This window comes from Bradyrhizobium genomosp. I (2014) (assembly GCF_000261685.1).
Classification (GTDB): domain Bacteria; phylum Pseudomonadota; class Alphaproteobacteria; order Rhizobiales; family Xanthobacteraceae; genus Bradyrhizobium.
In genome coordinates this window covers 1-2,467 of sequence record NZ_AJQE01000348.1, presented here as the reverse complement: position 1 = coordinate 2,467, position 2,467 = coordinate 1, and the positions used below count along the sequence as shown (strand labels likewise).

The 2,467-nt window shown below is 64.5% G+C and carries 3 protein-coding genes and 1 pseudogene; 2 read left to right on the top strand and 2 right to left on the bottom strand.

Annotation, left to right across the window (positions count from 1 at the left end; genetic code table 11):
* Positions 1–226, bottom strand: a pseudogene (locus IC50_RS30985) (hypothetical protein); the annotation flags it as partial.
* Between the two features lie 506 nt (positions 227–732).
* On the opposite strand from IC50_RS30985, the gene IC50_RS30980 reads away from it, so the two are divergent.
* The gene (locus tag IC50_RS30980) at positions 733–954 is read left to right on the top strand and encodes a hypothetical protein (protein ID WP_440588156.1); all 222 of its coding nucleotides are present in this window, start codon (positions 733–735) and stop codon (positions 952–954) included.
* The gene (locus IC50_RS42655) at positions 951–1,127 is read left to right on the top strand and encodes a hypothetical protein (protein WP_193374174.1); all 177 of its coding nucleotides are present in this window, start codon (positions 951–953) and stop codon (positions 1,125–1,127) included. The genes IC50_RS30980 and IC50_RS42655 overlap by 4 nt, the downstream gene beginning before the upstream one ends.
* Positions 1,128–1,189: 62 nt before the next feature.
* Here IC50_RS42655 and IC50_RS30975 read toward each other — a convergent pair whose 3' ends face one another.
* Entirely contained in the window at positions 1,190–2,305 is a 1,116-nt protein-coding gene (locus IC50_RS30975; protein ID WP_440588155.1) for a Do family serine endopeptidase, read from the bottom strand.
* Positions 2,306–2,467: the final 162 nt, after the last annotated feature.

Here is a 2,467-nt window from a genome sequence, read left to right as displayed (position 1 = left end):
GCGGCTGCCGGTGCCTGGCCGACTGCGAACCTCGCACACCCCAGGAACGGGCGATCGAAGGTCCGGCCGTGTAGCCGATCAGGGCTCCGGCGACCGCGCCGACCGGGCCCAGCACGACCGCGCCCGACACCGCGCCGAGCGCCGCATCGCCTGCGCGCTCCTGCGCAAAAGCGCTCGCCGGCACCCACGCCAGTATTGCAACAGCGGTGATCAGAGCTTTGGTCATCGGAGCGCCTCCCTCACGGGAAATCACTCCTGCTCAAATATGGCCGCACGACGTTCGCTTGCTGGCCAACAAGAGGTAATCGCTGGCGGAACCCGGCTATAGAACTCCATGTGGGCCATCCTTCGAGACACCCGCTTTAGGCGGGCCCCTCAGGATGAGGTCGAAATGCGTGGCAGCAGCTTCAACGGAGACAGTGCTGCTTAGCCTCATCCTGAGTCCCCAGCGCCGAAAGCGGACGCTGCACATGGAACCATGAACACCTGCCAGACGTCGTCTGACAGGTGGTTCATGGAGAGGAGACCGCTGGAAGCGGTCGTCCCGAAGGACGACGCGCGCGCTCAAGGTCAGCCCCAAGAGTCAGATGCGATTGCTCTGCCGCGAGTGGGGAGAGGCGAATGCGGCTTCGACCATCTTGACAGCGGTCACCCGCTGAATATTTTTTCCGCCGAGAAGAGACTTTCTCACCCTCGACATCAAAGGAATTCACGCGACCGTCTGGAGAGACGATGATGCTCGATGAGAATCTGGCCCGCATTCGTGCGCACCGCAACAACATCCACCGCTACCGGCGCCTGCTGAAGACCAGGCTGTCGGAGCTGGAGCGCCATTTTGTCGAGAGGCGCCTCGCGGAAGAGCAATCGGCGCTCGATGGCCTGACCGCGGCGACCTTCCCTGTCAGCTTCCGCGCTTCCGGAGCGCCGGCCAATGCGGCGGGGATGGCGCAATGAACAGTCAGCGAGACCTGCTCATTCGAGGCAGCGAGAAGGTCATCGGCCATTACGAGCTGCTTCTTGCAAGCGCCAGGACCGAGCATGAGCGCGAGCTCTATCGCCGACGCATCGAACGCGAGCGGCGGCTGATCCGGGACCTGCAAGGCGGATGGGATCACCGCGCGGCCTGAGCTCGGAGATCGTCGCAGGGGCCGAACCGCCTTTCCTTCCGCGGATGGCACCTGCATTTGGTTCAGCGAACGAGGCGATTGGGGCCTGCGAGCGCGCTGCTGGGCTCAGTCGCCGGCGCCACTCTCACCGTGGCGGTGAGCGGCGCACCCTTGCGCAGCAGAGTAAGCTTCACATCCTCGCCGACGCGCGCAAGGCCGATCGTGTTGCGGAGCTGCGCGGCCGTGCGTATCGGGCGGTCGTCGGCTCCGGTGACGATATCACCCTTGCGCAAGCCGGCCTTCTCTGCGGGTGAATCCGCGGCGATCTCGGCGATGACGGCGCCTTGATTCAATCCCTTGTTGATTGACGGATGCAGGTCCTTCAGCGAAACGCCGATACGGCCGCGCTCGACGCGACCCTTGGCGATGATCTGCTCCATCACCTTGCGCGCCATGTTGACCGGAATGGCAAAGCCGATGCCGACATTGCCGCCCGCGGGTGAGATGATCGCCGAGTTGATGCCGACGAGTTCGCCGCGCAGGCTGACCAGCGCTCCGCCGGAATTGCCGGGATTGATCGCCGCATCGGTCTGGATGAAATCCTCATAGCCCTGCTTGCCGAGGCCGGTGCGGCCCAGCGCGCTGACGAGCCCTGATGTCACGGTCTGGCCGAGGCCGAAGGGATTGCCGATCGCAAGGACGAAGTCACCGACCTCGAGCCCGTCGCTGTCCCCGAAGGGAAGCGCTTTCAACTCGGCAGGGTTCTGAATCTGGAGCACCGCGACGTCCGTGGGCGGATCACGGCCGATGACCCTGGCGGAAAACTGCCGGCCGTCCTTGGTCGTGATCTGAACGGCGGAGGTTCCTTCGACCACGTGATTGTTGGTCAGCACATAGCCGCGCTGGGCGTCGACGATGACCCCGGAGCCGGTCGCATTGACCTCCTTCTCGATCTGCCTGGGAACGTCGAAGAATTCGCGGAAGAGCGGATCTCGATAGAGCGGATTGTCCTCGCGCACGCGGCCATGCACGGAGATGTTGACGACGGCCGGCGTCACCTGGCGCACCAGCGGCGCCAGGGTCGGCACCGAGCCGCCGGTCTTCAGATCCGGAATGTGGCCGGCGGCAGGCTGCGACGCCGTGAGCGTCAGCACCAGCAAGGCCAGGAACAGCAGACGCACAGCATTCATCATCGTCACTTGCCGCTTGTGTTGTGTAAGTATTCGAGACCTTCGTGGCTTCAGCCTTCGTCGCGTGAGGCGACGATCCAGCCCTGCAGGGCCAGAAACGGAACAGCCCAGGCGGCCGCGGACTGGCCGAGCAGCACGAGTCCGAGAACGGCGGGCGTGACCATCATGCGG